The 24637-nt window shown below is 53.5% G+C and carries 32 protein-coding genes; 31 read left to right on the top strand and 1 reads right to left on the bottom strand.

Annotated features, from left to right (window positions below; translation table 11 throughout):
• Positions 1 to 145 precede the first annotated feature (145 nt).
• The 9 genes from HMF8227_RS11810 to HMF8227_RS15130 all read left to right on the top strand — a co-directional run bounded on the left by HMF8227_RS11810 (position 146) and on the right by HMF8227_RS15130 (position 7509).
• On the top strand, positions 146 to 1135 hold the full coding sequence (locus tag HMF8227_RS11810; RefSeq protein WP_109340367.1) for a hypothetical protein: 990 nt from the start codon (positions 146 to 148) through the stop codon (positions 1133 to 1135).
• Positions 1116 to 2708, top strand: a complete 1593-nt coding sequence (locus tag HMF8227_RS11805; RefSeq protein WP_109340366.1) for a hypothetical protein — start codon at positions 1116 to 1118, stop codon at positions 2706 to 2708. The genes HMF8227_RS11810 and HMF8227_RS11805 overlap by 20 nt, the downstream gene beginning before the upstream one ends.
• The gene (locus HMF8227_RS11800; protein WP_109340365.1) at positions 2705 to 4066 is read left to right on the top strand and encodes a hypothetical protein; all 1362 of its coding nucleotides are present in this window, start codon (positions 2705 to 2707) and stop codon (positions 4064 to 4066) included. The genes HMF8227_RS11805 and HMF8227_RS11800 overlap by 4 nt, the downstream gene beginning before the upstream one ends.
• Positions 4063 to 5847: a hypothetical protein gene (locus tag HMF8227_RS11795; RefSeq protein WP_109340364.1), complete on the top strand. Its 1785-nt coding sequence runs from the start codon at positions 4063 to 4065 to the stop codon at positions 5845 to 5847. Before HMF8227_RS11800 ends, HMF8227_RS11795 begins: the two co-directional genes overlap by 4 nt.
• Positions 5834 to 5989, top strand: coding sequence for a hypothetical protein (locus tag HMF8227_RS15085; RefSeq protein WP_162558595.1), 156 nt, complete (start codon positions 5834 to 5836; stop codon positions 5987 to 5989). Before HMF8227_RS11795 ends, HMF8227_RS15085 begins: the two co-directional genes overlap by 14 nt.
• 66 nt (positions 5990 to 6055) lie before the next feature.
• The gene (locus HMF8227_RS11790) at positions 6056 to 6244 is read left to right on the top strand and encodes a hypothetical protein (RefSeq protein WP_109340363.1); all 189 of its coding nucleotides are present in this window, start codon (positions 6056 to 6058) and stop codon (positions 6242 to 6244) included.
• Positions 6245 to 6246: 2 nt separating this feature from the next.
• Positions 6247 to 6525, top strand: coding sequence for a helix-turn-helix transcriptional regulator (locus HMF8227_RS11785; RefSeq protein WP_109340362.1), 279 nt, complete (start codon positions 6247 to 6249; stop codon positions 6523 to 6525).
• A gap of 168 nt (positions 6526 to 6693) precedes the next feature.
• A complete protein-coding gene (locus HMF8227_RS15080) occupies positions 6694 to 6864 on the top strand; it encodes a hypothetical protein (RefSeq protein WP_162558594.1) in 171 nt (56 codons plus the stop codon).
• Between the two features lie 69 nt (positions 6865 to 6933).
• The gene (locus HMF8227_RS15130) at positions 6934 to 7509 is read left to right on the top strand and encodes a hypothetical protein (RefSeq protein WP_204101058.1); all 576 of its coding nucleotides are present in this window, start codon (positions 6934 to 6936) and stop codon (positions 7507 to 7509) included.
• Here the strand turns inward: HMF8227_RS15130 and HMF8227_RS11775 are convergent.
• On the bottom strand, positions 7506 to 7772 hold the full coding sequence (locus HMF8227_RS11775; RefSeq protein ID WP_109340361.1) for a type II toxin-antitoxin system HicB family antitoxin: 267 nt from the start codon (positions 7770 to 7772) through the stop codon (positions 7506 to 7508). The genes HMF8227_RS15130 and HMF8227_RS11775 overlap by 4 nt on opposite strands.
• Positions 7773 to 7885: 113 nt before the next feature.
• Here HMF8227_RS11775 and HMF8227_RS11770 point away from each other — a divergent pair, with 113 nt between their 5' ends.
• From HMF8227_RS11770 to HMF8227_RS11665, 22 genes are all read left to right on the top strand, one after another.
• On the top strand, positions 7886 to 10531 hold the full coding sequence (locus HMF8227_RS11770; RefSeq protein ID WP_204101057.1) for a hypothetical protein: 2646 nt from the start codon (positions 7886 to 7888) through the stop codon (positions 10529 to 10531).
• Between the two features lie 58 nt (positions 10532 to 10589).
• Entirely contained in the window at positions 10590 to 11177 is a 588-nt protein-coding gene (locus HMF8227_RS11765; protein ID WP_109340360.1) for an ABC transporter ATPase, read from the top strand.
• Positions 11177 to 11791, top strand: coding sequence for a hypothetical protein (locus HMF8227_RS11760; protein ID WP_239421297.1), 615 nt, complete (start codon positions 11177 to 11179; stop codon positions 11789 to 11791). Before HMF8227_RS11765 ends, HMF8227_RS11760 begins: the two co-directional genes overlap by 1 nt.
• Positions 11788 to 12276, top strand: coding sequence for a hypothetical protein (locus tag HMF8227_RS11755; RefSeq protein WP_109340359.1), 489 nt, complete (start codon positions 11788 to 11790; stop codon positions 12274 to 12276). Before HMF8227_RS11760 ends, HMF8227_RS11755 begins: the two co-directional genes overlap by 4 nt.
• Before the next feature lie 5 nt (positions 12277 to 12281).
• A complete protein-coding gene (locus tag HMF8227_RS11750; RefSeq protein ID WP_109340358.1) occupies positions 12282 to 12557 on the top strand; it encodes a hypothetical protein in 276 nt (91 codons plus the stop codon).
• Complete coding sequence (locus tag HMF8227_RS11745; RefSeq protein ID WP_162558593.1) at positions 12506 to 13168, top strand: hypothetical protein; 663 nt, start codon at positions 12506 to 12508, stop codon at positions 13166 to 13168. Before HMF8227_RS11750 ends, HMF8227_RS11745 begins: the two co-directional genes overlap by 52 nt.
• Positions 13161 to 13655 carry a hypothetical protein gene (locus tag HMF8227_RS11740; protein ID WP_109340356.1) on the top strand — a complete coding sequence of 165 codons (495 nt, stop codon included), beginning with the start codon at positions 13161 to 13163 and terminating at the stop codon, positions 13653 to 13655. Before HMF8227_RS11745 ends, HMF8227_RS11740 begins: the two co-directional genes overlap by 8 nt.
• Positions 13652 to 14170 carry a hypothetical protein gene (locus HMF8227_RS11735; RefSeq protein ID WP_109340355.1) on the top strand — a complete coding sequence of 173 codons (519 nt, stop codon included), beginning with the start codon at positions 13652 to 13654 and terminating at the stop codon, positions 14168 to 14170. The genes HMF8227_RS11740 and HMF8227_RS11735 overlap by 4 nt, the downstream gene beginning before the upstream one ends.
• Positions 14167 to 14745, top strand: coding sequence for a phage baseplate assembly protein V (locus HMF8227_RS11730; RefSeq protein ID WP_109340354.1), 579 nt, complete (start codon positions 14167 to 14169; stop codon positions 14743 to 14745). Before HMF8227_RS11735 ends, HMF8227_RS11730 begins: the two co-directional genes overlap by 4 nt.
• A gap of 11 nt (positions 14746 to 14756) precedes the next feature.
• Entirely contained in the window at positions 14757 to 15098 is a 342-nt protein-coding gene (locus HMF8227_RS11725; RefSeq protein ID WP_162558592.1) for a GPW/gp25 family protein, read from the top strand.
• On the top strand, positions 15089 to 15919 hold the full coding sequence (locus HMF8227_RS11720) for a baseplate assembly protein (protein WP_109340352.1): 831 nt from the start codon (positions 15089 to 15091) through the stop codon (positions 15917 to 15919). The genes HMF8227_RS11725 and HMF8227_RS11720 overlap by 10 nt, the downstream gene beginning before the upstream one ends.
• Positions 15912 to 16574 (top strand): phage tail protein I, encoded by a 663-nt coding sequence (locus tag HMF8227_RS11715; protein WP_109340351.1) that lies wholly within the window; start codon positions 15912 to 15914, stop codon positions 16572 to 16574. The genes HMF8227_RS11720 and HMF8227_RS11715 overlap by 8 nt, the downstream gene beginning before the upstream one ends.
• Complete coding sequence (locus tag HMF8227_RS11710) at positions 16555 to 17088, top strand: phage tail-collar fiber domain-containing protein (RefSeq protein WP_109340350.1); 534 nt, start codon at positions 16555 to 16557, stop codon at positions 17086 to 17088. Before HMF8227_RS11715 ends, HMF8227_RS11710 begins: the two co-directional genes overlap by 20 nt.
• A 10-nt stretch (positions 17089 to 17098) precedes the next feature.
• Positions 17099 to 18313: an SUMF1/EgtB/PvdO family nonheme iron enzyme gene (locus HMF8227_RS11705; RefSeq protein ID WP_109340349.1), complete on the top strand. Its 1215-nt coding sequence runs from the start codon at positions 17099 to 17101 to the stop codon at positions 18311 to 18313.
• Positions 18314 to 18340: 27 nt separating this feature from the next.
• Positions 18341 to 18871, top strand: a complete 531-nt coding sequence (locus HMF8227_RS11700) for a hypothetical protein (RefSeq protein WP_109340348.1) — start codon at positions 18341 to 18343, stop codon at positions 18869 to 18871.
• A 1-nt stretch (position 18872) separates the two neighbouring features.
• Complete coding sequence (locus HMF8227_RS11695) at positions 18873 to 19322, top strand: YiiX/YebB-like N1pC/P60 family cysteine hydrolase (RefSeq protein WP_109340347.1); 450 nt, start codon at positions 18873 to 18875, stop codon at positions 19320 to 19322.
• Positions 19323 to 19391: 69 nt separating this feature from the next.
• Positions 19392 to 20555, top strand: a complete 1164-nt coding sequence (locus HMF8227_RS11690; RefSeq protein WP_109340346.1) for a phage tail sheath C-terminal domain-containing protein — start codon at positions 19392 to 19394, stop codon at positions 20553 to 20555.
• 10 nt (positions 20556 to 20565) lie between these two features.
• Complete coding sequence (locus tag HMF8227_RS11685) at positions 20566 to 21081, top strand: phage major tail tube protein (protein ID WP_109340345.1); 516 nt, start codon at positions 20566 to 20568, stop codon at positions 21079 to 21081.
• Between the two features lie 39 nt (positions 21082 to 21120).
• Complete coding sequence (locus HMF8227_RS11680; protein ID WP_109340344.1) at positions 21121 to 21465, top strand: phage tail assembly protein; 345 nt, start codon at positions 21121 to 21123, stop codon at positions 21463 to 21465.
• Between the two features lie 45 nt (positions 21466 to 21510).
• Positions 21511 to 24033: a phage tail tape measure protein gene (locus HMF8227_RS11675; RefSeq protein WP_109340343.1), complete on the top strand. Its 2523-nt coding sequence runs from the start codon at positions 21511 to 21513 to the stop codon at positions 24031 to 24033.
• Positions 24033 to 24431 (top strand): phage tail protein, encoded by a 399-nt coding sequence (locus tag HMF8227_RS11670; protein ID WP_204101056.1) that lies wholly within the window; start codon positions 24033 to 24035, stop codon positions 24429 to 24431. The genes HMF8227_RS11675 and HMF8227_RS11670 overlap by 1 nt, the downstream gene beginning before the upstream one ends.
• Positions 24418 to 24636, top strand: a complete 219-nt coding sequence (locus HMF8227_RS11665; protein WP_109340342.1) for a tail protein X — start codon at positions 24418 to 24420, stop codon at positions 24634 to 24636. The genes HMF8227_RS11670 and HMF8227_RS11665 overlap by 14 nt, the downstream gene beginning before the upstream one ends.
• The last annotated feature ends 1 nt before the right edge of the window (position 24637 follow it).

Below are 24637 nucleotides of genomic sequence, written 5' to 3'. Positions count from 1 at the left end.
AGTGATGGTGGCCCCGCGGCGACGTGGCTATGAACACTTTTTACCGACTCGTGAGCTGGTTGTAAAGCTGCCTGAGCCGCTGAGAAAGGCGGGGTAGACAGCAGTTGCTCTGGTTTTGTCTCTCCTTGGCGCTGATAATTTTCGGATGACGAAGAAAGACGCCAACTCGCCCAAACCCGAGGTGACCTTTAAGTGCCTCGACTGTCGCTATACATTCCGAGCGCCGCCGGTTCGTGTGGAAGACGAACCCAGCCGGGCGCACCCTTACCGTTATTTTGCCAACTGCCCTGACTGTCATCGTGAGGTGCAGCAGGTTAATTGGGAAGTGGGCGTGTTCAGTTCGGTGCTGGCCAGTACCGGGCCGACTACACCCGAGGGCAAAGCGGCCAGTGCTTCTAACCTTGCCGGCCATCCATCGGTTCAGTCCAGTAAGCTGACTCGCTACAATGCGCTTAAGCATGGCGCCTATGCCAAAACAGCTATGTTCTTTCCTGCCCGTCCTGGTAAGTACCCCCAGTGCAAAACCTGTGATGTGGATTTTGAATACTGTGCCACGCAACCAGCTTGCATTAAACGCACTGAGCTGGTGATGCAGCATTTGTTGGCCTTTGAGTCGGGCGATCCTTCCACATTGCTGAACCTGCAGGCGGTTAACCAAGCAAACCTGTCGGCGATATTCTCGGATATGATCCAACAGATAGCCGCTGATGGGGTGGCGCTGAAAAACCCTGTTTATGGTTTTGATAAGGAAGGTGGGTTCCATATTGGTCAGTACCGGGATCCGGACACGGGGCAGGATATTGTTCTGGAAGAGGTCAAAAGCCACCCGCTGCTGAAACCTCTGATGGACATGCTCAGCAAGAACAATCTCTCGATGGCTGACCTGAATATGACGCCCAAAGTCCAAGTGGACCAAGGTATTCAGATGGGCCAGCTCAATGATGAAGACGCCGACAAAGAGAAGATGCTGGAGTATCAGCAGCGCATGAGCAGCAACCTAGACCAACTCAGAGACCAAATCAGCCGTTCCCGTGCCCGGGTGTCTCAAGACTCGGTACTGAGTGAGTACATGCAAGATGAAGCCGAAGAAGGCGAGTTTATCGAGGTGAAAGCCGATGACTCGCCAGAGCGCTAAGGACCGTCTTCGCCTCAGTAACGTAGCTGAGCGTGAGATCCAAAAGTACGCCGGTGATCATGCACTCTGGCACAAGCATATCCACAATGTGGAGCTGGACTCTGCCCAGATCCTAAAAATGGTGGAGATGGATAACAACCCAAACACCATTGATTTTTCCTGCCGCCGTACTGGCAAAACCGCCGTCAAAGAAATGTATTTTCTGGAGCACAACGCCCTGAATGCGGATCAGGAGGGCGGGATTGTGGCTCCGCGAGAGGCCCAGTCACTGGTCAATCTTGGGTACCATTTGGATGCCATTCGCCGCTCGGATGCTCTCTCGGCCTATATTGCCCATAAATCAGGGCGGCGTCAGTTGGCCGACACCTACTATGAATTCAACAACCGCAGTAAGGCACAGGCCTACGGAATAATGGCGAACGTGGATGGTGGGGATCTCACCTGGGCGAGCCTGGAAGAGGTGGACGACATGCCAGCCGACCGTCTGTATTCCCGCTTCCTGTTGATGATGGGGTCTACACGCCGCCTTGGTGCCAGTAAGCATTCGAGGAATGACCCACAGATACGCATAACCGGTGTTTTTAAGGGCGCGGATACGCTCTCAGGGATGGTTGAATCGGGAATGTACCATTGCTTACCGCCTGTCGACTGTTACTTGGGCATTGAGCTCGGGATCCTGAATGAGCAGTTTATTTTAAAGATGCGCAAACAGCTGCCGCCAGAAGAATTCATCCGGCAGCTACTGTGCCGCAATGTGGCCGCCAAGAACCTGATATGGGAGAAATGGATCCGAAGCGCCTTGCAACTCGGCGTTAAAACCAACCTCCAGCCCGCCGAACCTGAACCTTACCTGCAGTACAAAAAGCGCGGCGTGATCAGCTTTGGATATGATCACCTGGGCCATGGTGAAGACCCTACCTCCTCCAAGTCCTCATTGGTGGTGCTTGAGCAGGTGCACAGCTTTACCGTGTGTATTTTTGCCTACACATGGCCTGCCGGTACCGATGAAGCCGTTATTCAACGCGACTTGGTGCGCTTCTGGCGTTACTTCCGCCCCGACTTTGCTTTAGGGGATGCCTTCGGTATTGGCTTGCTCACCTCTGTTAACGATGACCTTTTCAAAGAGGGCCTAACGGGCATTGACCGCCGCTCGATTGGCGAGGGAGAGAGTACAGCCAGTACGTGGCCTGAGTGGGCGTTCTCACCAATACGGTTTGAAGGCATGGTTAAGCACCAAATGGCCAGCTCGTTAGCCTCGGCCTTTCGCAACAATGTGATGGTGCTTATCTACTGTGACGACCGACCTGACGACCCCGATACCGCCGTTTACCAATCGCTGGTCAAGCAACTGGCCAACATTAAACCCGTTAACACCACCAAGAGTTACAGCAGTTACAAGATGGTGAAAACCAGCATCGGTGACGACCTCTTTGACGCCATGATGGCAGCTAACTGGGCCCTGGTAACTCAAGGTGCAGCCTCGGCTCCCGCCATCGTCACCGTTAAGCAGCGTAACCGGCAGGAGCTATTGCAGCCATCAGGCTTTCAACGATTAACAGGAAACCTCCGATGAACCTATTCAGCTTGATCACACGTCGCTTTAGAAAGCAGCCTGAATCACCGCCTTCTCAGCCCACAACGGAAACCGGCAAACGGCCCAATCCTGAGAATGCGGTCAAGTACCTCTATGATCAGATGTTCTGTGATCCTGAGTTGCGCTCTTCAATACAGGATATCCGCCAGATGGATAAGCTGGATGCACGGGTAAAAAAGGTGCACAAGCGCATGGCGCGAGACGCCACCAAAGGCGGATTACGGCTTATTTTCCGAGGCAAGGAATCCAGCCAGATACAGCAAGAGTGGGAGCATTATGAACGCCGCCTACAGCTGAACAACCGGCTTAAATTGGAGTCAGACGCCCGCGGTGCGGTGATGGAGGGCAACCTGGCACTGCAATGGGTGGTGGATAATCAGCTCAATGTGGTGGGCGCCATTAGAATGCCTGTGGAAACCCTGGTACCGCAGGTAACAGACAGCGGCGTTTTTAAAGATCCTCAGCAAGCCTACCGCCAGGTGGATCCTATCAATATGACCTCCCGCGCCACCTTTGCCCTCTGGCAACTGACGGTCAGCCGGTTGGATCCGGATAACTTTGACGATATGGGCTCACTGGGTAGGCCCTACCTCGATGCCACGCGCTCCGTGTGGCAGAAATTGACCATGACCGAAGAGGACCTAGTGATCCGCCGTCGTACCCGCGCGCCACAGCGGTTTTCTCATGTTCTGGAAGGGGCCTCTAATGATGAGTTGGAGGAATACGAGGCCAAGATCCAAGGCGATATCAACGACATTAACACCGACTTTTTCAGCAACCGCAAAGGCGGAGTGACGGCCCTGGGCGGTGACTCCAACCTAGACCAGATAGCCGACGTGGCACACTTGCTGGATACCTTCTTTGCCGGGGCCCCAGCCCCTAAAGGGTTGTTCGGGTACGTAAACGACCTGGCTCGTGACGTGCTCGAGGATCTGAAAGCCGATTACTTTGAAGAGATCGACTACCTGCAAGACGTGCTGGCCTTTGCCTATGAGCAAGGCTTTCGCCTGCAGCTTTTGCTTAAAGGTATCAATCCTGACTCGGTGCCCTTCACGCTACAAATTGCCGAACGCAAGACCGAAACCCGCAACCAGCGCGCCGACCTGGCATTGAAGTATCAGGCCATTGGGGTGCCGGACCAGATGGTGGTGGAAACCACCGGCCTCGATTACGGCCGTGTTAAAGCCCTCAGGGAGCAGGATCGTAAGAAAAAGGACGTGTATCCAGACGACAACATTGAGGACGACGACAAGCCGAAGTCGGGCAAGGTCAGTATTACGCCAGGCAATGCCCCCAAGAAAGAAAGCGCCATCTACATAAAAAATGGTGGCAAATGAGCGAGCCCTACAAGAAGCAGGCGGCAATAAAGCGAGCCAGTAGGGCCGCGCGGGAGAAAGCCTCGGCACTCGACGATGAGGCACTAACCCAGCTGCAGCGGCTCTACCATGAAACACGCCAGCAGATAGAAAACGAGATCCGTACTGCCGGTCAAGGGGGCGACCGTTTGCGGGTAGAACAATTGGGTGTGCTAAAGCAGAAGCTGGATCATAGCCTGAATCGCCTGGCCGAGGTTCAACAGAGTGCGCTCGATGACTATATGCGGGCCGGCGCTCAGTATGGTGCCGAGCCGTTTCAGGATTACGTAGACCCCAGTTTGTTGAAGGGGGCTGTGGATTCGGCGGTTTTGGCCTCACGCACTTTTACCACCAGTAATGGTATGCAGTTAAGTGATCGTCTGTGGACCATCAATCAGGGGGCCAGGGAAGCGGTGATTAAACAGGTGGAGCGAGCGGTGGTGATGGGTCAGTCGTCCAGCCAGGCGGCGCAGGAGTTTTTATCCAAAGGTGTTGAAGTACCCGGGCATATCGCCAAGAATCTGGGCGTTGCCAATCCAGATAAACTGGCCAGAGTCAGTGGAGAAGCATTGATGAACGGCCAGATGAACCCCTATGACCAGGCAAAGCGGGTGTTCCGCACTGAGATCAACCGCGCTCATGGACTAGCTTATCAAAACGCCGCTTTTGAGGATGACGATGTAATCGGCACCCGCTTCCTTCTCAGCCCCAATCACAAGAAAAAAGATATCTGTGATATGCACGCCGGGGTCAACCGTTATGGCCTGGGCCGCGGCGTATACCCTAAAGGCAAGTCACCATGGCCCGCACACCCCAACACCATCAGTTACGAAGAAGTGGTGTTTAAAAGCGAGATCACCAAGGCGGACAGGGACGGCAAGGAGGATCGCATTGAGTGGCTAAAACAACAGCCCGGCGATATCCAGCTCAATGTGCTCAACTCCGTTAACAAACAAAAGGCGCTGCTGGCAGGTGTGCTTACCGAACGGCAAATTAAAACGCCCTGGAAGACGCTTAAGGTGCTGTATAACAAGCGCGGTATCGATCTGGATCAGTTAAATGTGCCTCTAACGGCTGCACCGATTGTCGGACAAACTGTATCAGCGGGCGCTCCGGTGAGCGCCGCCTTAACGCCAACAGCCCACAAAGCAGTGAGCGAAAGCGTACTTAAAGCGATTGATGATGTGCATGGTGATGGCCAATTGGAGAAGATCCCCATTGTCGGCAGCCGGTCAAAAACGACGCTGGGCTATTACCAGAACTACACTGCCTCCCAGCAACCGGTTAAAATAGGCCTGTCTTCCCAGGGGCATCATAAAGAACTGACACTGGCCCATGAAATCGGCCACTTTATTGATCATCGCGGCGTCAATAAGGGTAAAGGCTTTGCCTCTGATGCGGATCCGCGCTTTGAGAAGTGGCGCCAGGCCATAGCTGGATCCGACGCCATTGAACAGCTGGTATCGCTGTTTTATCAGTCTGGCAAGGCGAAAGGGAAGGATGGCGGCTCATACCTAGTGCCGAAAAAACACCTAAGCTATCTATTGAGAACAGAGGAAATCTGGGCCCGTTCCTACGCTCAATACATTGCCATGCGCAGCGGCAATAGCACCTTGTTGGCTCAGCTGCGCAAAGAACAGCAAAAGATTAAAGATGGCATGGTCTCAATACCGAGACAATGGACCGATGAAGACTTTGAACCCATCGCCAAAGTCATCGACGAACTGTTTTTAGAACTGGGGTGGTTACGTGAAGTACAGTGATGAAGAGATTAAGGAAATAATGAAAATCTACGGCGTGGACCGAGCCGAGGCCATTACCATTTTGGCCATTGAACATGGCGACTCCGACGGCGATGTGATCAGCATCGATGAGGATTTAGACAAGGGCTCGCCCAACTCGTAGAATACCCCGATAGCGCATCCGGAAAGTGACCAAGCTGGAGATGCAGAACGACTAAGGAGATCCTGAATGACCGTTGCTGCCCCCAAGCCTGCCCAGTTACCCGCCGATGCCGTTAAGTGCCATTGTGGCTTTGTTATCTACGATGGCGAGGTTGTCCGCTCGCGGGTGCTTAATCCTCATAAACAGCTGGCGAAGTGCCGCTGTAAAGCCTGGGTAAAGGTGCCGGTGGGGTACTCATTCTCAACAGGAAAATGACAATGGACAAAGAGTGTTTAGGACAGGCGTTGGCGTCTCCCAAAGGCCCTTCCTACTATGTTTATCGGAAACTCGAACAGCAACAGCTAACCACTAACAGAGCGGCCAAGCTGATTGGGGTTAATCAGTCTACTTTGAGTCGCTTTTTAAATGGTGGAGCCCTCACCCCAGAGATGGCCGCAAAGTTGAACAAGGCGCTAAACATGGATATCGATACATTGTTTAACCTAGAAGCTCAGTGTTTGGCGGACAAGGCTAGGAAGCTCGTCTCAACACCTTAAGCACCGGTTAGGAGGTCAATCAATGCAGGTGCTGAGGTTGTACTGATTTTAGTGCAATTACTTATCCCTTAGCGGTAAACAAATTAACTCAATAAGTTGAACTCATACCGTCCTCTGGTAATATAATTGTAGTGTTATATGGCATTACAGTGTCACTAAGGGGGCAATATGAGTAACAAGACGCGCAAAAGCTCGCAAACAAAGGGCTACTTCGCCAGAGTGGTACGCTCGGTAAGTTTTGACGCAGAAAGCCTCTCCGAAAAAGAAAAAATTTCAAAAGACCGTAAGCGTTATATTGAAAGAGTGTCTGCTAAAGCACTGGCTGAAGCCACCGCTTAGGCAATTCAGGTTAAAGTACAAAAACGCCCCTGTTAAGGGGCTTTTTTGTATGCAAGGAGTTGTAAGGTTATGGGAAAGAAGTGGGTATTTGAGGAACTGGTTAAAGACGATAAGGATTCCGTAGGCCTCATCGCTTATGCGCTTTATAAGAGAGAAAAGCATGTATTGGCTTCGGGGCTTAGAGAAGACGGGCATGATGAGGACGAAATTCAGGCTCAGACCGCAACCTTTCATGACCAAGCAGTCAGTAGCGACAGAATAAACTCGTACCGAGAGCAAGCTACTACCTACTTGAATCGAATCATTAATGAAGTTGAAGAAAATAAAGAGAAAGAACACAAAGAACAGCTGGAGAAGTTAAATAAGACGCACAAGCGAGAACTGACTAAGGAAAGACAGAAACTGATCAAACAAATGAAGGACTTTCAGTCTGCCAACCAAACATTCCAACAGCGCCTGATTCATTGGCTTTTCTCTGGTATTCCTGCAATGTTCTCATCCATTCTTCTGACTTGTCTGGTATTAGGCGCATCAATGATGATGGTGTCAGAGAGTAAGAGGCAGGAGATTTTTGTTTCCGTTGTTTCTCAATACTTTGCAGTCGATGAAAGTGAAGTCAAAAATACATCCAAAAGTGAGGACTAAACTTCGAGGATGATCCAGTCTGAAAAGTCAGCATAAAGGCTCTTATCTATCGGTTCGCCTTGGGCCAACTGGTCGGTATCCCCGCCATCGGCTTCCACTGTTTCCAGCATTTCTTGGATGGCCAGCTTGGCCTGGCTTTCAATCTGGTCTTTGTGATCGGCGGCCGAGAAGCAGCCATACCCCAGTTGTTCAAAGGCGGGAACAATAATGCCGTAGGCTTCCCCTTCATACTCTGGTTGTTCAATACCAACTTCAAATTTCATAGTGCTGCTCCGCAAGGACACCGATTAGGGGATAGTGTACCAGACACCATTCCCCCTTGTTTTGTCCTCCTAGCTCTCACTACACTTTAGCCTAACCGACGAAGGCGATTTTTATGCGAAGCCCGGGACTGTGGAAGCAGCCCGGGCTTTTTGCGTTTCTAGAGGGGTGGAGTGTGCGTCAACCAAGGGCCTTAGCTGTAGGGATTAAAACAGCATTGCTGCTCAAAGCAGCTGATGACAAGGACGTTATTCACTTTTTATCCGACCAACTGACTGTGGATGCAGGCAACCGAAAGTCGGTAGTGACCGTGGCCCGTACCGGGCGCTTTTACGACCCACGCTATGGCGATTTTGAGCTGACCCAGCAGATGTTCAGCGACATCATCCGTAACTTTAACGATGGCGTGTACGGGCAAAAGATCTTTTACGATGTAGCCCACAAGCCTGAGGATGGCAACGCGGGCGAAATTACCCGCCTGTTTATCGACCGCAATAAACTGCGGGCCGAAGTGGAATGGACCCAGTTCGGGCAAGAGGCCATTCTTGATCGCGGCTTTGTTTACAGCTCCGCCGAAATCCACCCTGACTATCAATCCAACGAGTACGACGGCAATGATGAGCGACAACGCTTTGGGGCCACGCTGCTCGGTGCCGGACTGGTGACCCGTCCGTGCATTAAGAATCTCGACAAAATTGAACTCAGTGAATCCAGCTTGCACGACTGTGCTACCTACATCAGCGATTCACTGGCGCGCAAACTCTTAGAGGAAAGCACCGTGGAAAAATACATCAAAATGCTTAAGCAGCGTTTGGCTGCCATTAAAAAACTGACTGAGCAACAAGCCAGCCAGATCATTGCCATGGCCGAGCAGGCCCTGGAGAACGAAAAAGACGAAACCCGCGCCAAGGCGTTTGTGGAAAAATTGGAAGACACCGCCAAGTCTTTGAGCGAATCGGGCAACCAAGGCCCAGTTTCTTTCTCGCTCAACCAGACTGGCCTCGATGAAGCGGGCGTTAAGAAGTTGTTCCAGCAGCTGCAGGACGAGCAAGCCAAAACCGCCAAGCAGCAGAAAGAGGCGCTGGATGCGCGAGTGAAGCAGTTTAATGAGGCCATCGATAAGGCCGAAGGCCTGGACGATTCCGTTCGTACCGAACTTAAGAAAACCGCTGAGTTGATCAGCGCCGATATGAGCGAAGCGCAGGTTACCAAGCTGGCCGAGCAGCAGATCACTCTGGGCAATTCCATGGTTAGCCAGGATCAGCTGATGCAGCTGGGCTTTACTGGCACTCCGGCAGGAGCCGTGCAAGGCCAGGCCGATAAAACCGGCGCTCTGAAACTGGCCGATACCATTCAAACCGGCCTGCGTAATACCAATGAGTATGTCACCGGTCAGTTAAAAATTCTGGCAGAGGATAAGCTGCCCCCGTTTTGTAAACGGGTATTGAGTGAGTTTGACCGTCAGAACGCCGCTGGCCTGCAACAAGAAGCCATGCTGTTTTCTGGCAATAACAACACCATGTCGAATGTGGATCTGCCACTGGGTGTTCAGCGTGAGGTGATCCGCGAGGCATTGTCGGATCTGCGTATTTTGGAGCTCGTGCAAACCCTGACCGACTTCCAGGCTCAGGCAACCACTCAGATCCCGTATGAGCAACGCAATGCCGGCGGCATCCCGAATCAGGGCATTGTCTACGAGAACCAGGGCATTCATAAAGTGAGCGTCTCGCAGAAAATGGAGCTGGCCTATGTGCTGCCCATGAAGATCGCCTTTGAGCTGTCCAATGAGCTGATTCACTTCTCCAAGGTCAGCAACATTAACTGGGATGCCTGGGGCCGCAATGTGGCCAGCGCCGCCCGTGTAATGCGTGAGCTGATTACCGTGCGTATCGCCAACGAAATTCAGCGCGTATCTGACAGCCACATGGCCGCAGACGTGAGTAATGAATCAGTTGCCTCACAGCTTGCCTCAGGCCCCGCCACATTCAAGCTGGCCCAGTTCCCTCTGGTGCGTGAGCATCAGCAGTACGACCTGCAGGGCAACACCGTTGGTAACAAGGAAAACCCCATTACTCTGATGTTGGATGGTTCGGAGGTTAAGCCGTTTGATGGTACCGGTGAACAAGCACCAGGCAGTTACTATGTGGTAAGCAACTTTAACCAGGGCTTGCTTGCGATTGTGGATGAAACCGGCGCGGTTAAGAGCGATCTGGCGCCATCCACGGCGATCATCTCATACAGCTACGCCACCAACATCGTCAAAGTGGATTCGGATGTACCAGACGGCTTGAGCGAAGAGAAGCACCTGAACAAGCTGCTACGCGCCGTGGGCCGTCGTAAAGCCATTATGAAGGACGACCGCTTTGTGTCGCCGGATTTCCTGATGATGAGCAACACACTCAACGACACCTGCACCAATGCTGAGGAGTTTGTATCTACCCTCAAGCGCAATGGAACCGACACAACCGTAACCGGCGACCTGGAGAGCATTAAGTCGCTGCCAGCGTTCTCGACCAATACCCCGGGTATTCACCTGGGTGATGAGCGTATTCAGATGGGTATGCGTAACGCTTTGACCTACACCATCTGTAAGCCGTTTGCGCTCTCTGAGGTGCAAGAGGCCCGCGACAGTAACGGGCAGTTGAAGGGCGGTAAAGAGGTCTACGGCGAAGAGTACAACTGTATTCACTCGCCCAAGGCTATCCGCAATCGCTTTACGGCGGTGCTGTTCTACTCCCAGTCACAGCGCGACGCGCTTTAAGCCGCTCATTCACTCATTAACTAAGGGCCCCAGCCGGGGCCTTTAGCGGAGAACCATAATGAAGATGATCCCTTATACCAATAACACCCAGCGCCCGCAGACCATTGCGGGTAAAACCATTAACCCCGGTGAGACCCGTGAGGTGGACGCCCGTTTTGTGCCCGCTACGCCGGATATTAACAGCAGCTTATTTTTGCTGTTTTTCAACGTAACCGACGAGACCAAATACTTTGGCTCGGTCGCGGTAGAAGGGCACCGCTATGGCCGTTTGCCAGCGAACCACTTTGTGGATCCCAATACTCCCGCTGATAAAGCTCAGCAAGGGTTATTCCGCGCCTTGCTGGATCAGAAGATCGACTACATCAAGGAGCGCCTGCCCGCTTTTACTCCTGACGAGCTGGCGGTGCTGAAAAGCATCGAGGAGCAAGCCAAGGGGAAGAACAAGCGCAAGGGTTTGTTGAGTGCCATTGATGAGGAAGTTGAGCGCCAGAATAACGTCTTATCGTTCGATGCCGAGGCCTACAAGCAGGAACTGGCCAAGATGAAAGACGATGAACTGGATCTGGAGCTGCTGAACGCCGGTGACGATCAGGCCAAAATTGAGCTGATTCAGGCTGAACTTTCCAGCCGCAAGGACGCCGAGTAATGAGCCGGGAATTGCAGATAAACGCTGCACAGCTTAAGTCCGCCATGCAAATGGCGGGCTATACGCTGTTTAGTGAGGGTGACTACAACCTGAACCTGATCGGCATTCGCTCTGCGGATATACATAACGACGGTTTTAACGACCGTTTTTGTGTGCTGTTCAGCGTAGCCGGCCATGAGTGTTTGCTGCAATTCCCCTGCACGACTGACCCCGGCACCTATTACCGAGAAAATCCGCTCAATGTGGACGGCTCGGCCATTGTTAAACCTGACCAATATCCGGGCCTTTGGCAGCTCGGTCAGCATCAAGGCAAATACTTGGCCTTAGTGCAGCGCGGTGAAATTACCGTGTACCGGGATGCTGATGGGGATGACCAGCTGGATACCGATGGCATTGAGCAGTCGGGTTACTTTGGCATTAACTGCCATCGCGCCAGCAAGACAGGTATTGCTAAACAGGTCGAGCGCTTTAGTGCAGGGTGCCAAGTTATCCCCAATCTATGGGATTACAACGTATTGCTATCGCTGTGCGAACGGGCCGCAGCGGAGTACGGCAATTCCTTTACTTACACCTTGCTGACTGAGCAAGAGTATCGAGCCGGAGGTAAAACATGAGTCTGTTGGACAAAGTTGGCGACTTACTCACCGGAGGGTTAGGAAAAACCATCGTTGATGGCATTCAGGCTTATTTCCCGCCGGATATGCCCCCGGAGCAGAAGGCCAGGTTGGAGTTGGCTATTAAGGAGCAAACTCTTCAGAAAACTCAATTACTCCACCAAGCAGCGCAGGAAGAACGGGCTGAGTTTAATCAGCGAATTCGCGACATGGAGGGCACGGCCAGCGACCTGAAACGCTTTGGCTGGATTGGCAGCCTGCTCATTTTCCTGCGGGGCTGTCAGCGGCCCGTCTGGGGCTATATGACCCTGTATATGGACGTGATGTGGTTCAGTGGCAAGTGGAGTGGGATGACAACTCAACAGGAATCGGCAATGTGGATCGTCAATCTATTGGTGCTGTTCTTCTTATTCGGCGAACGCGGTATGAAGAATGTCATGCCTCTCATTAACCGGTTTCTTAGTATTAAGCGGGGGCAAAGTTGAGTTCAATGGAACAACAGCTTAGCGATCTCAAGGTCAGCTTTGACGAACACCGCAAAGAAGTGACCAGCCTGATGAAGTCTCTTATTGAGCTGCAAACCAAGCAGGCTCAGCACGACGAACAGGATCGCAAGCTATTTGAGATTTACACCAAACTCAGTGATCGCGTGCGCGCTATTGAAATCACCGCCGCTGCTCGGGGTAACAGTGTGAGTAATAACGAGCGCTTGGTGTGGCTTTTAATCACTGGCGCCGTGGGCAGTTTTTTCTGGTTTGTGCGCTGATGAACATCGACTACCTGATCAATGAGCTACAGATCTCCCTGGGCGATACCGCCGAACATTTTGAAGTGGGTGGGGATTTTTCTGTTGGCGGGCGGCGGCTCATCGACGCTGCGTTGTCGGCGTATTCCCAGCACCGGCCCAGAACCAAGCCGGGCAAGTTGCTCCTGGTATCCGGGCAAATGAACTACACCGCGCCTGTGGATTTGATCGGTTTTAAAATGAGCAACTGGGGGCACAGTGCGCCGCTGTGGCAACCCAACCGCCCCCGCTCTATTCCTCGGCCCACCCTTGTTGGGGAGCGCGGCAGCTATGCCCTGTGTTTTAACCAGGCACCCTCGCTGGGGCATATCCAGTGCTTTGGCCGCGAGTATCACTACCTGTATTACGCCGAGCAGAGCGTCAACGAGAACGGCGATCTGTTATTGCCCAGAACCGAACTGGATCTGGTGATGCTGCGCGCCCAGGCCGAGGCGATGAAAGAGTTGTCTATGCACCACAGCAATAAAACCGTATCTGCCAATAACAGTGTGGCCAGCCCAGCGAAAAACGACAAGCCCATTTATGTATACCAGCAGCTAATGGCTGAATTTGAGGAGCGGATCCGTGCTTGATTTGGTGATCAGCATGCCGGATAACGTCGCCGAGGGGCTGAAAAAAGCCCCAGGCATTCTGGCTCGTCATCTCAGTAAAGGCGCCAATCGTGCGGCACAGGAAACCGCCCGTAAGGCAAAACGGGAAGCGCCCAAAGCCGAAAGCACGCTAACCAACAGTATTCAGGTCTCTCCAGCCTCTCGCTTTTCAAAGCTCGTTGGTCCTCAGGTAGGTTATGCCGAGCATGTGGTGAAAGATATCCAGGGGCAGGGGGCTATGCCGCCGGTGCAATCCATACTGGACTGGATCCAGGTTAAGGGCATCACCCCCAATAACCCGGATATGGAACAAAAAGACCTGGCGTTTGTGATCGCCCGCAGCATCAAGCAGCGCGGCACCCCGGCACATACGTTTATTGATGACACTCGTGAGGCGATGCAGGACCGTGTCAGCCAGATTATGCGTGGCGCGGCCATGAACGGCTTGGCAGAGGCGGGCCTGTTATGAGTGTGAATAGCCAGCTGGCCGATTACCAAACCCGACTGGATGCCGCGTTAATGCCAGTCGTGACCCGTGACTGGAAACCCCGTAGTGCATTTAAAAATGACGATCTGAAACCCGGGCATTACACCCTGGTTTACCGCGGCGAAAAGTCACCCGAACCGCATCAGACTTACATCCAGTTTTTGATGATTGGCCGCATCTATTGCGGCAAAGACGCGACCGGCGAGCAGATAGAACAAGCAGAGCTGAACCTGCTGCAGGCGTTTAAAGACTTTGTGTTTACCAGTGCTCCGGAGATTGAGATTGGCTCTGTGGCCTGCAGTCATCAACAGGAGCACCCTGACGGCTGGTTTGTGGCTGAGTGCAGCGCCGGCCCCTTTGATTTTCAGCATAACCAAGACTGGCTGGGTGACGAGACGGACATTGACGGCATCAAGGCCAGTCGGGCACCGGATATCGGGCTGGAACATGAGGAGGATTATGTATCGCTACCGACACTGGAGGAGTCCGACGGATGAAACAGTGGGTATCCCGCCTTCTTTCCAAGCTGTTTTTAACCGGCGTTATCGAAGAGGTGCAGGCCTCGCCGCTACGTTACAAAGTGCGCTTCGACGAGAACCGCCTCAGCAACTGGTTAATCCCATTAGTGCGCCATGCCAGCACCGAGAAAGTCTGGGAGCCGCTGGAAGTGGGTGAGCAGGTGTTGGTGCTACTGCCCTTTGGGCTCTCTCGTGGCTTTGTACTGGGTTCGCTGTGGCGCAATGAGTCGGCCCAACCCAAAGATGATCTGGACCTGTTTTACCGCGAGTTTGCCGACGGGGCTTACATCCAGTACCACCGCACCAACAAACAACTGGACTTTTACACCCCAGGTAAAGCTGTTGGCACCGCCGACGGCGGCTTTGAATTGACCGGCGATATGTTGATTAAAGGCAAGATCACCCACGAGGGGGATTTTAATCAAACCGGCAAAATGGATGTGAGCGGCCAGATCACATCGAGCACCGAGGTCGAGGCCGACGGCACCAAGCTGACCAGCCACAAGCATAAAGATGTGACGGCCGGTACCGCGCTCACCGGGGAGCCAGAGTAATGGCGGCGGGCATGAACGAATCCAACGGTGCCATGATCACCGGCCTGGCCGAGCTCAAGCAGCGCATTCAGCGTTGCCTGCGCACACGCAAGGGAACATTGCCGCTGCGCCCCTTGTTTGGCTCTAATCTGCCGGAACTGATTGATGCCAAGATGACGCCCGGCTTTGATGTGGACGTGTATGCCGAGGTTGCCGCCACACTGGCTGAGCCCGCCAATGAGTTTCGAGACGAGTTTACGCTCCACCGCAGCTATTTGGAAATCGATGGGCATAACACTGTGATCACGCTGGAGGGTGAGTATCTGATCAGCGGTGAGCCAGTTACATTGGAAGGAGTGCGCCCATGGGCATAGATATTACCCGCCTTCCCAAGCCGGAAGTGGTTAAGCAGCTGGATGCTGAAGCCATTATGCAGAAGAACCTGCAACGCTTTGCCGAGTTGGCCCCCGAGACTGAGTTAAAGGTGGGGGATCCAGCCTATAACACCTTGTTGATGATGGCATTGCGGGAAGAGACGGTCCGCGCCGAGTTTAACGATGCCAGCCTGGAAAACACCCTGGCCTTTTCCAGTAACACTAATTTAGACAACCTTGCTGGGCTTTCCGATACAGAGCGAGAAGAGGGTGAAGCGGACGACCGCCTGCGCCAACGTGCTCAGCTGGCCCCCGAGGGCTTTAGTGTGGCTGGACCTTATGGCGCCTACATCAAACATGCACTGGATGCCGATGCGAGAGTGAAAGACGCGCTTCCTGTTAGCCCGAATCCCAACGTGGTCAACCTGTATGTGCTGAGCACCGAGGGTGATGGCACTGCCGCAGCCGAGCTGCTGGAAGCGGTTAACGACTATGTGACCGCGCAGACCAAACGACCCATTGGCGATCAGGTATCGGTGTTAAGCGCCAGCATCGTGCCCTTCCAGGTTGAAGCCGAGCTGTACTTTGACCGAGGCCCCAGCGCTGAGCTGGCCCGTCAGGCGGCAGAAGCGGCCGTGACTGACTATGTGCAGACCAACCACAAACTGGGTCGCCATATTACCGAAGCGGGCTTGTATGCGGCGCTCAAGCAGCCAGGTATTTGGGATGTGAACTTGATTAGCCCCAGTGGCAGTGTGGCGATTGGCGACACCGAGGCGGGCTATTGCACTGGCATTACCGTGAGGCTGGCTGATGGATAGCATCTTACCCAGCAGTGCCAGCCAGTTAGAGCGCGTGTTTGAACAGATATGGGCCGAACGCCTTGCTGCTATTGAGCGCGATATTGTCCACCTGTGGGATACGGACAACTGCCGAGCGGATCTGTTGCCCTATCTGGCTTGGGCTTTATCAGTGGATGACTGGAACGACAGTTGGCCGGTGAATGTGAAGCGTAACGTAATCAAAGCAGGTATCAGGGTGCACCGCCACAAAGGTACCTTGCATGCTGTGCAAGAAGCACTGAAGGCACTCAGTGTTACTGCCGAGGTCGTGGAGTGGTGGCAATCTGACCCACCGGCGGAAAATGGCACTTTTGATATTGTGGCCTTCACCAATCAAAACATCACGGAGGGCGGCGAGTCGGCCATAAATAGCGAGCTGATAGAGCAGCTGCAGCACTCCATTAACAATGCAAAGCGGTTTAGCCAACACTACCAGCTGACTACCGGCATAGAAACAAACGGTCATTTGACCACTGGGGCGTCACTCAAACCCACGTATGACTTCCCAGCCTCTGCCGCCTTAATTCGTCCCCAGCCCATTGTGAACGGGGGGCTGAGCTGCGCCTCTGCAACCCAGCCGAATTATGTAATACCAATTTCCGGGAGATTAGTGCGTGGACATTCAACTGTATAACTTTTACATCACACCAACGGGTGAAAATTTACTCCTAAATGAGAGTTTCGGCGGATCTCAGGTCAAGCTCAGTCATATTCATTTAGGAACGGCGTCTTATGACCCCAGTAGCCGAACAAACCAAACATCACTGATCAGCGAAGTTGATGTTAAACCCATTCAGGACTTTGCCAAAGTTGATAACACCCTGCAGATGGCCGCTATTTTTGATGGCAGCGGAGAGTACAACGTGGGTGAGATCGGTTTGTTTACGGATACCGGCAAGCTATTTGCGGTGCATAGTCAGCAAGGAAAATTGCTGGGGAGCAAAGCCGCGGGGGGCCGCTTTATGCCCCGGTTTGGGTTGGCATTGGACCAGATACCCAAGGACAGCATCACCGTTAATTTGGTGGGCGATAACCTGAACTTAATCATTACCCCTGAGTTGGCATTGATGACACTGGCTCAGGTGCGTAACTCACGACTGATCATGAATGGTATCAATCGTGACATTTCACAGTTTTTAGCCAATTAGGAGCTTATAAATGAGTACCGATCAAGTTTTAGCTGATGCCGCAAACGAGGTGAGTGCGGCTGCAGAGGAAGTGCGACAAGCCAGAGATTCGCTTGAAAATAAAGTGGCAGAGGTTGACGAGTCAGTAGCGAACGCTGAGCAGGATTATCAGGCTAAAGCCGCGAACCTCACCATCATCGCCACTGACGGCTATAAAAAAGCCGTGGAGTCAGCCAGTGGCGGGCGTAATACGGTAGTGTACGATGCCCAAGGAAACCCCAATGTAATGGTCGTCGTGCCCAGATTTAACGTCGAGGACTTGGGTTTAACCGATCTCAACCTTGGCGTCGGTACGCACCCAGCGTTTCAAACCAATGGTGTACCACGCGGTGAAATTCTGATCGGTAAATACCTGGCGTCTTATGCTGACGACGGCTCAGCTGTAGTTGGCGGCGCAAGACCAAGAACAAGCGTCGACTACGACCAGGCTAAGCTATTATGTTCAGATAAAGGCCAAGGCTGGCACATGATGTCGATTCATGAGTGGGCAGCAGTTGCGCTCTGGAGTATGGCAAATGGCACCGTCCCTCGCGGCAATACGAACTATGGCCGCGCGCATGACGCGCATCTTGAAACCGCCACAAGATTTGACGGCGGGCAACCAGGAGACATGTCAGGAGACGGACGCACCGACACAGGCAAAGGCCCTGCTACTTGGAGCCATGACCATACCAAATTCGGCATTGCTGACCTAGTAGGAAATGTGTTCGAGTGGCTTGACCAGATGAAGTTAGAGAACGGTCAAATCATAACCACTTTAGACAACGACCCTAGCGTTTCTGAGGCTAACTGGCATAACCACCCAGCGTATTTTGACTCCACATCGAACGCAACAGAGATCGGCAACGTAGGCGACCCTGTGCTGAACACACAGGTAGCTAACCGCAACGGACCACTAAACGACGACAGTCACGACTACGCGTATTCCTCAGTGCCAAACTGGGCATCAGTCACCAAAGACCCCAGCTACACACCTGTCGAATTATTGCGCAGATTACTCATTGAGTCGGCGGTTTCCAGCAACGCCCAAGGCTACTTAACAGTGCGGAACTATGGCGACCGCTTCCCGCGACGCGGCGCCCAATATCACGGCGGATCGAGTGCCGGCCTCGGGTCTCTGCACTTGGCTAACGTCCGGTCATATTCGAACGGAAACATCGGTTTCCGTCCGGCGTTATTCGTCTAACTCCGCAGCTAATCAGGAGCCAACACAATGAATCAGTTTACCTACATTTACGCGGGCCAGACTCACACAGACACCAGTGCCGAGTACATGCAGCAGCTCGGCATGAGCGCCGAGACCATCGAGTCCGTTTTACAACAGCAGAGCTACGAGCGCCGCGCGGCACTCGGTATCAATGCCAATGACAGCGGCGACGCGCTAAAAACGGCACTAAAAGCAGCGATTGATACAGCGGCAGGCAGTGTGCGCAAAGCCTATGTATCCCAAGGCCAGCTAGTGGAGGAGGAATACCACCTCGCCAAGCAGCACGCCGAGGGCTGGGACGGCAGCGGCGATGCTCCTGCTACAGTGCAGGCTTGGGCAGATGCCAGCGGACTGAGCACCGCCGAGGCCAAAGACGATATTTTGGCAACAGCAACAGCATGGGAGCAGGCATTAACAGCCATCCGAGCGGCACGACTCAGCGGCAAAGCAGCTGTCAGCGGCGCAACGGACGACGACGAGGCGTTAAATGCGGCTGAGACAGCCATTGCTCAGCTAAACGCGCTGATGCCACAGTAATATGCAGCACATTAAAGTCATCTTCGGCACCAACAACTTGCCCCTGAGCTGTGCCATTCGCTGGTTTACCCATAGCCACTGGAGCCATGTGGCGGTGGTGCTGGACGACCGGGGCGACGGCCAGGTGATTGAGTCGGTATTCGGTGACGGGGTGCGTAAAACCACCTACTCCGACTTTGTGGCTAAATACCCTAGGCACAAAATGGCTTACTTTCCTGTTCAGGACGCGAGCCGAGCCAAGATTCTGCTGGAAATGCAATTGGGCAAACCTTATGACGTAACGGCAATTCTAAGCCTGTTATTTCGGCGCCAGTGGGATAAACCCTCTCGCTGGTTTTGCTCCGAGTTGGTCGCCTTTGCCTCGTGTATGTTCCGCTTCAGGAGCGTGCGCCGTGTCACCCCCGAGGATATCTGGAAGCTGAGTAGAGACTCGGCTCCCCCGAACTATTAACCTGTTGTATTATTAAACAAAGCGGAAGCCGTGGAAGGTATCGCGTTATTCACTAAGTGGAGAAACACGATGTCTGAATTTCATCACGGTATTAAAGGTGCCATTGGCACCGGCGGTGTCCGTCCCGTCACGATTTCTAAAACCTCCTTTGCGGTGGTGATTGGCACGGCCCCCGATGCTGACCCCGCTGCGTTCCCAGCGAACACCCCCGTTATGGTGCCTGGCGATCTAAAACTGGCCGCTAAACTGGATACGGTCGGTGATGGTAATGGCACATTGCCGGATGCCGTGACTGCGGTATTTGACCAGTTCCGCGGTGCCATTGCGGTGATTCGCGTTGAGGAAGGGGCGGACGACTCAGAAACCCAAACGAATGTCATGGGCGCCATTGATGGCGTTACCGGTGCCCGCTCGGGCATGGAAGCCATTATGGATGTGACCGCCAAATTTGGCCTTAAGCCGCGCTTGCTGGCCGCCCCCGGCTTTACTCATGTGCAAACGGTGGCAGATAAACTGCTGATTTTTGCCAACCGCTTACGGGCCATGGCCTATATCGACTGCGACGGCGCAACTTACTCTGAGGCGGTCACCTACAAGGCAAACTTTGGCGATATGCGCGCCGAGCTGTGCTGGCCAGCGGTGTATAACCTGGCAGGGCGTGAAGTGGCCATGTCGGCCTATCGGCTAGGCATGGAAATCCAGAAGGACAACACACCCGGCGAAGAATACTCCGCCTCGGCCTCTAACCGCATTGTTCGCGGCATTTCTAAGCTCAAACACACGGTGGATTACGTGGACGGCGACAGCAACTGTATTGCCAGTCTGCTCAACGAAAACCTGATTACCACCATCATCAACGACGACGGCTTGCGCCTGTGGGGCAACCTAACCGCCAGCAGCGATCCTAAATGGCAGTTTGCCAATGCGGTACGGGTGAATGATGTGATTCTGGATGCCATTACTTCCTCGCTCAAATGGGCGCGGGATAACAAGATCTCCCGCACGTTCGTGGAAGATGTGGTGGACAGCGTGAATAACTTTCTGGCGCAGGAAACCAAGGCCGGCAACCTGATGGGTGGGGAGGCCTGGGCTGATGAAGACCTTAACACGCCGGACAGTATCATGGCCGGTAATTTCTATATGGATTACGACTTTACCCCACCCGGTATTGCCCAAAACATCGGTGTAACCAGTCACTTTGTGAATGACTACGCCAAAGCCGTTTTTGAATAGGAGATAACGTATGCCAACGCAACTACCTAAAGTGCTCGTTGATTACGCCTGGTACCAGGATGGTAAAGGGCTGATCGGCCAGTGCAGCAAAGTGAAGCTGCCCAGCTTGAAGAAGATCATGGAAGAATACCTGGCCGGCGGCATGGCCGCGGGCATTCAGATTGATATGGCCGCTTATGAGCCAATGGAAGCCAAGGCCACACTGATGGAGCCCAATGCCGATGCCCTCAAGCTGTTTGGCTTAGGTAACGGTGAGGAAAAGCCCTTTGTGTTCCGCAGCGCTCTGAAAGGCAAGGGTGAGAGCGTAGACAAGTTTGTGGTGAAAATGCAGGCCCGCATTGTTGAGCTGGATATCAGTGAGATTGAGCGGAAGAAGCCTGCCGAAACCGAACTGACGCTTTCGGTGAATGTGCTCAAAATTGAGTACAACGGCGATGTGCTGATCCACATCGATGCCGAAGGTGGCATTGATAAACGTGGCGGCAAAGACAACCGCGCCGCCATTAACGCCGCGCTGGGGATTTAACCCCGGCGCTGCCCTTTCATTCACTAATACGAGAGCGTTATGAGCCAAAAATACTTACCCATTACCATTACCCTGCAAGTGCCCACGCCGCTGGATGGCAAAGAGGTGGAGAAGCTGACCATGCGCCCGCCCATGGCCGCGGATGTGTTTGCCGCGGATCAGGCCAGCACCTCGGATATGGAGCGTGATGCGCTGCTGTTTGCCAACTTAACCGACACCACCGCTGAGTTTATTAAAAGCCTCAGCTTTTACGACTACAAGCGGGTGGAGCAGGCCAATGACCTTTTTTTACTGCCGATTCCGGTGCACTTAGATCGGCGATCCTCGTTATTTCCCGCGCCGGAGGAGGCAGTATCCGAGAGCTCGAACGATTCCCCATCGTAGAGCTGTTTGACTATCTGCAGGCACTGAAAGAGCTGAATTCGAATAATGAGTCAGAATAGCGATGTAATGATCGAAGTCGGCGCGACGATGGACCGTAGCGTCGGGCGCAGCTTTGATACGGTGGCGAACAAAGCCACCCGTGCTCGTAAGGCCGTAGCTGGCGGATTAGACAAGGATGTGGCGCAAGTGCGCCGGGCCCGCGCTGAACAGGGCCGCTTTGACCGAGCAGTGGGCGATGCCAGCCGAGCCGTGGGCCGACAGGGCCGACGCCTGACCGACACCGCCCGGGATGCGGTGAGTTACACCCGCAGCCTGGGGCAGGCTCTCAGAAAGAACCAGGCCTTTTCCCGCTCAGCCCGGGCCGTAGGCCGGGGGCTGGATAGTGTGGCTAATCGGTGGACGGCATTGGCAGGAGGAGCTGCCGGTATAGGTTCTATGGGTATGACGCTAACCATGGATGAAACAATTACTCGACTGGGTATACAGGCCAATAAATCGAAAGAGGAAATGGCCGCGCTTAAGAACGAGATATTTGCCATTTCTCAAGAAGAAAATATCCGCATCGACCCTGTTCAATTGACTTCTGCCATTGATCAGATCGTAACTAAAACGGGTGATTTAGACATGGCTCGTCGCAATATGCGGAATATCGCCATGACCATTCAAGCCGCAAATGCTCAAGGACTGGATGCAGGCTCGATGGTGGCTGATATTGCCTATAAATTTAATATCAAAGACTCCGATGCCATATTGGCAACTCTTGATGGTTTAGTTGTTCAAGGTAAAGAAGGAGCTTTTACTTTGCAGCACCTCTCTAAAGAAGGCGCGCAAGCCATGGCTGCTTACGCGGCTATGGGGAGAAAAGGGAAACAAGCCGCCATGGAGATGGGGGCTTTGCTGCAAATTTCGATGATGGGGTCAGGGTCTGGAGCTGAGGCTGCTAGCGCCTTTGACTCCACTCTTGCTGATATAACGTCGAACTTTGATAAGTTCCAAGAGTTGGGTATTCAAGTTTTTGATCCTGAAAAACTAGCAGAAGGTAAAAAAGTTTTTCGCAGTGTCCCTGAAATATTAAGGGACACTATGAAAGCCACGGAAGGGGATGTGACTCAATACAGTCAACTCTTCGGTGATGAAGCCATCCGCTTGGTGAAAGTACTAGGCTCTGAGTATCAAGATCTGGGCAAGTTACCTACGTTAGATAAGCTCTTAGGTATTAGTGGTGACGGTCAGACCATTATGAAGGACACTGCAACGGCCGCTGACTCAGCCGCTGCTAGCTTCAGGAACTTACTCCATGTTTGGCGAGACGTAGCTGATGATGCTTTTTCTGGCCCCTTACAATCTTTAGCTGACACCTTAAATGGGATGGACCCCGAAGCACTGAAAACGCTGATGCAAACAGGCGCAGGTGCTGGCCTGTTCTTAGGGGGCGCGGCATTAACCAAAAAAGCCTGGGATATTGGCAGTGGTGTAATGGGCTTCTTTGGGCGAGGGAAAAAGCGCAAACGGGGCAAGAATGATGAGGCAACCAATCCACTGGATGCTGCAGGCGGTACCACACCCGTTTACGTAGTGAATATGCCTGCGGGAGGCATGGGTGGCGGTGGCCGAGGCCGGCGCGGCCGGGGGCGTGGCGCAAACAAACGTAGCGTGGGCCGCCGCTTGTTGGGTGGCGCGGGCAAACTGGCCCGCGGTGTTGGCCAGCGTATTATGCCCATTACCGCTGTGCTGGGCGCGGTGGATATTGGCACCACGTTGATGAATGACTCGCTCAAGGAGAATGAAAAAGGCAAGGCGGTAAGTCGCGATGTGGGCGGCTTAGGTGGGGCCTTAGGCGGTGCCGCAGCGGGTGCCGCGATTGGCTCAGTGGTGCCGGTAGTTGGCACGGCCATCGGCGGCTTAATTGGCAGTATTGTCGGTGGTTGGGGAGGTGATGCGCTCGGTGGTGCCATTGGTGACTGGATGTTCGACGACGACCCCCGCAAGGTGGGTCGTGAAATCGTTAATAACAACGAGCGCCGCGAGGTTGAGCGGGAGAGTGTGACCCGTGAGGTACGCTCTGAAAGACTGGAATTGCAAACCAGCCACACCGAAGTGAACAACCAGCATCTGACCGAGCGAGATCGGAGCGTTGAGACCAACAACAACACCGAGCATCACCTGACCCGTGACCGCCAGACTCAAGTGGAGCGGCTGGCTGTACAGAGCACCTATACCGAGCTGCAAACACAACAGCTTACTGAGCGTGACCGAATTACTCGTGAGCTGCGCAGTAGTGAGCGAGAGCGTAGCGTTGAGACCAACAACACCGAACGCCAGCAATTGACCCGCGAGGTGCGGCAATCTGACGTTGCGGGCAATGGCTCACTGGGGAGCCTGACCCGCCTGGTGAGTGAGATTAACCGCAAGATGACGGCCAAGCCCGCCCCTACTCAGGTAACGATGCACGCCACCTTTCATGCCAGCAACAGCAATGAACAGATAGCCCAACTCAAAGAGGCGCTGAATAATTTGAGGGATGATCTCAAAGGCGATGGCTATCAAGTAGCCTATGAGGACAGTTAATGGCCATAAATGAAACCTTAATGGCGTTGGGCGACTACCGCTTTAGCATTGCCACTGCCGCCCTTAAGCAAATGCAACGCCAGTACGCCTATCGATGGGCGGATGTACCTGTACTCAATAGCAAGCCCCGTAGCCAGTTTACCGGCCCTGAGCTGTTTGAGCTGACGATGGAGGGCGTGATTTACCCCTATTACAAAGGCGGGTTTGAGCAGATAGACCAGTTGCAAGCACAAGCCGCCAAGGGCGAACCACTGCGCTTGGTGGACGGCTTGGGCAATGACTGGGGCTTGGTTACCGTGCGTAAGATCAGCGAGCAACACGAGTCACTGCGCGTCAAGGGCAAGCCGATGAAGATCACCTTTACCATTACCCTCAAGGAATACCATGAGCCAAGCTGATTCTGGCCAGTACGTGACCCGCGACCGCGAACGGTTGGACCAAATTTGCCTGCGTTACTACGGGCCAGTTACGGGCATGGTAGAGCGCGTACTGGAACACAACCGAGGGCTGGCCCAATACGGCCCTGTACTCCCCGCTGGTGTGAGCATTACGTTACCGCCCGCGCCCCCCAAGCAAGCCGATGACAATGTGACCTTGTGGTAGA

It is taken from the genome of Saliniradius amylolyticus (genome assembly GCF_003143555.1).
In the GTDB taxonomy this organism is placed as follows: Bacteria; Pseudomonadota; Gammaproteobacteria; order Enterobacterales; family Alteromonadaceae; genus Saliniradius; species Saliniradius amylolyticus.
The sequence above is the reverse complement of the archived record's forward strand: the minus strand, read 5'-3'. Positions and strand labels throughout refer to the sequence as shown.

Excerpts from the sequence above, each read along its gene's own strand:
- HMF8227_RS15080 (WP_162558594.1), top strand. The coding sequence starts at position 6,694 with ATGAGTAACAAGACGCGCAAAAGCTCGCAAACAAAGGGCTACTTCGCC.
- HMF8227_RS11805 (WP_109340366.1), top strand. The coding sequence starts at position 1,116 with ATGACTCGCCAGAGCGCTAAGGACCGTCTTCGCCTCAGTAACGTAGCT.
- HMF8227_RS11715 (WP_109340351.1), top strand. The coding sequence starts at position 15,912 with ATGGATAGCATCTTACCCAGCAGTGCCAGCCAGTTAGAGCGCGTGTTT.
- HMF8227_RS11765 (WP_109340360.1), top strand. The coding sequence starts at position 10,590 with ATGAAGATGATCCCTTATACCAATAACACCCAGCGCCCGCAGACCATT.
- HMF8227_RS15130 (WP_204101058.1), top strand. The coding sequence starts at position 6,934 with ATGGGAAAGAAGTGGGTATTTGAGGAACTGGTTAAAGACGATAAGGAT.
- HMF8227_RS11735 (WP_109340355.1), top strand. The coding sequence starts at position 13,652 with ATGAGTGTGAATAGCCAGCTGGCCGATTACCAAACCCGACTGGATGCC.
- HMF8227_RS11760 (WP_239421297.1), top strand. The coding sequence starts at position 11,177 with ATGAGCCGGGAATTGCAGATAAACGCTGCACAGCTTAAGTCCGCCATG.
- HMF8227_RS11795 (WP_109340364.1), top strand. The coding sequence starts at position 4,063 with ATGAGCGAGCCCTACAAGAAGCAGGCGGCAATAAAGCGAGCCAGTAGG.
- HMF8227_RS11675 (WP_109340343.1), top strand. The coding sequence starts at position 21,511 with ATGAGTCAGAATAGCGATGTAATGATCGAAGTCGGCGCGACGATGGAC.
- HMF8227_RS11700 (WP_109340348.1), top strand. The coding sequence starts at position 18,341 with ATGAATCAGTTTACCTACATTTACGCGGGCCAGACTCACACAGACACC.
- HMF8227_RS11695 (WP_109340347.1), top strand. The coding sequence starts at position 18,873 with ATGCAGCACATTAAAGTCATCTTCGGCACCAACAACTTGCCCCTGAGC.
- HMF8227_RS11755 (WP_109340359.1), top strand. The coding sequence starts at position 11,788 with ATGAGTCTGTTGGACAAAGTTGGCGACTTACTCACCGGAGGGTTAGGA.
- HMF8227_RS11775 (WP_109340361.1), bottom strand. The coding sequence starts at position 7,772 with ATGAAATTTGAAGTTGGTATTGAACAACCAGAGTATGAAGGGGAAGCC.
- HMF8227_RS11730 (WP_109340354.1), top strand. The coding sequence starts at position 14,167 with ATGAAACAGTGGGTATCCCGCCTTCTTTCCAAGCTGTTTTTAACCGGC.
- HMF8227_RS11665 (WP_109340342.1), top strand. The coding sequence starts at position 24,418 with ATGAGCCAAGCTGATTCTGGCCAGTACGTGACCCGCGACCGCGAACGG.
- HMF8227_RS11690 (WP_109340346.1), top strand. The coding sequence starts at position 19,392 with ATGTCTGAATTTCATCACGGTATTAAAGGTGCCATTGGCACCGGCGGT.
- HMF8227_RS11670 (WP_204101056.1), top strand. The coding sequence starts at position 24,033 with ATGGCCATAAATGAAACCTTAATGGCGTTGGGCGACTACCGCTTTAGC.
- HMF8227_RS11810 (WP_109340367.1), top strand. The coding sequence starts at position 146 with ATGACGAAGAAAGACGCCAACTCGCCCAAACCCGAGGTGACCTTTAAG.
- HMF8227_RS11750 (WP_109340358.1), top strand. The coding sequence starts at position 12,282 with ATGGAACAACAGCTTAGCGATCTCAAGGTCAGCTTTGACGAACACCGC.
- HMF8227_RS11800 (WP_109340365.1), top strand. The coding sequence starts at position 2,705 with ATGAACCTATTCAGCTTGATCACACGTCGCTTTAGAAAGCAGCCTGAA.
- HMF8227_RS11790 (WP_109340363.1), top strand. The coding sequence starts at position 6,056 with ATGACCGTTGCTGCCCCCAAGCCTGCCCAGTTACCCGCCGATGCCGTT.
- HMF8227_RS11680 (WP_109340344.1), top strand. The coding sequence starts at position 21,121 with ATGAGCCAAAAATACTTACCCATTACCATTACCCTGCAAGTGCCCACG.
- HMF8227_RS11725 (WP_162558592.1), top strand. The coding sequence starts at position 14,757 with ATGAACGAATCCAACGGTGCCATGATCACCGGCCTGGCCGAGCTCAAG.
- HMF8227_RS11770 (WP_204101057.1), top strand. The coding sequence starts at position 7,886 with ATGCGAAGCCCGGGACTGTGGAAGCAGCCCGGGCTTTTTGCGTTTCTA.
- HMF8227_RS11785 (WP_109340362.1), top strand. The coding sequence starts at position 6,247 with ATGGACAAAGAGTGTTTAGGACAGGCGTTGGCGTCTCCCAAAGGCCCT.
- HMF8227_RS11685 (WP_109340345.1), top strand. The coding sequence starts at position 20,566 with ATGCCAACGCAACTACCTAAAGTGCTCGTTGATTACGCCTGGTACCAG.
- HMF8227_RS11705 (WP_109340349.1), top strand. The coding sequence starts at position 17,099 with ATGAGTACCGATCAAGTTTTAGCTGATGCCGCAAACGAGGTGAGTGCG.
- HMF8227_RS11720 (WP_109340352.1), top strand. The coding sequence starts at position 15,089 with ATGGGCATAGATATTACCCGCCTTCCCAAGCCGGAAGTGGTTAAGCAG.